The organism is Bradyrhizobium sp. Kon69 (assembly GCF_055807515.1).
In genome coordinates this window covers 1-232 of sequence record NZ_JBVVOS010000614.1, presented here as the reverse complement: position 1 = coordinate 232, position 232 = coordinate 1, and the positions used below count along the sequence as shown (strand labels likewise).

1 pseudogene is annotated in these 232 nt (G+C 56.9%); it reads right to left on the bottom strand.

The window, feature by feature from the left end:
- Nucleotides 1–191 (bottom strand): annotated as a pseudogene (locus tag AC0L3U_RS40335) (LuxR family transcriptional regulator); the annotation flags it as partial.
- Between the last annotated feature and the right edge of the window lie 41 nt (nucleotides 192–232).

The following is a 232-nucleotide window of genomic DNA, read 5'->3' as shown; positions in this document are numbered from 1 at the left end:
ATCTCCTTGGACTTGAGCCCATTGACAATGTGCATGGCAATTTCCCGCTCCCGCGGCGTAAGGTCCCCCGTGCCCTGATGGGTACGGTCCAGCCGCTCAAAATGCCAGATCATCAGTTTGAACGGATCCCTGGGCGTAAGCGTGTAGCCATGGGACTTGGCCCAGAACACCTCACCGTTGCGATGCTGCATAAAACGCTCGACAGCGACAACGGGTTTTATTCCGACGAGCG